Genomic DNA, 1,082 nt, shown 5'->3' on the forward strand with positions numbered 1-1,082 from the left:
AATCAAGATCTGAACTGGCTAGAACCAATCAGCAGCTGGCCAGCAATATTGCTGCGCACCGAGCTGCCGAGGCATCAACAAAAAAACACGGCGATTCGGTTGATAAGGCTGGTGGGCAGGTAAACGGATTCACCACCAAAATTAAAGTCGCTACCGGTCAAGTTCTGGCGCTGCTTGGTGCGTATGCGGGTTTTGACGCTCTGATCCGTGTCGGGCATAACTTCATGCAGGCATCCACGGAGATGGAGAACCTGACGGCCCGAGCCAAGAACGCCTACAAAGATCTCGATATTGCCAAGGGGGCAATGGTCGAGTTTCAGAAAATTGCGGTTACCACGCCATTCTCGCTGGAAGCTGTTACTGATGCGGCGCTCAAACTCAAGGCGTTTGGCCTTGACCCGCTCGATGGTTCGCTGCGGTCTATCATTGACCAATCATCGGCAATGGGTGTTTCGCAGGAGAATCTGGAAGGCATCATTCTGGCCGTGGGTCAGGCATGGGCGAAGCAGAAGCTGCAGGGTGAAGAGATTTTGCAGCTGGTTGAACGCGGTGTGCCAGTGTGGGACATGCTTGGCCGAGTGCTGAATAAAACCACGGGTGAGGTTCAAAAGCTTTCTGAGCAAGGCCGACTAGGTCGTGCTGAAATTCGATTGTTGGTTGAGGAGATGGGCCGCGCCAATATGGGCGCAGCAGCAGAAAACATCAACAACATGTCCGGCTCTTGGTCAAACTTTAATGACAAAGTGCGAGAGGTTTACCGGACGCTAGGTGAGCAGGGCGCGTGGAATTATCTGACGCAGCAGGTTCAGTTGGCCACCAAGTGGTTCGATCAAATGCTGCAGTCTGGCCAAGTGGCCGAGTGGGGCAAGTCGTTTAATTCTGTATTGCGCAGCGTTGGCGAATCTATAAAAAGCCTTACCTCATGGATTAATGAGAACTCAGGTGCAATAGCAAACCTCATCAAAACATATGCCGGGATAAAAATTGCGGCATTTTTCTACGATGGCGCAAAGGCGGCGGGTCAATTAGCCAAGAGCATTCGTGGCACATCAGAAGAAACATCCGCACTAAAAAAAGCATGG

At 51.7% G+C, this 1,082-nt stretch carries 1 protein-coding gene; it reads left to right on the top strand.

Translation table 11 applies throughout. From position 1 onward, the window contains the following. On the top strand, positions 1-1,082 hold a 1,082-nt coding region (locus ACRCYC_RS17950), incomplete at both ends, for a tape measure protein (RefSeq protein WP_438620473.1).

It is taken from the genome of Paraclostridium sp., from assembly GCF_051657365.1.
In the GTDB taxonomy this organism is placed as follows: domain Bacteria; phylum Bacillota; class Clostridia; order Peptostreptococcales; family Peptostreptococcaceae; genus Paraclostridium.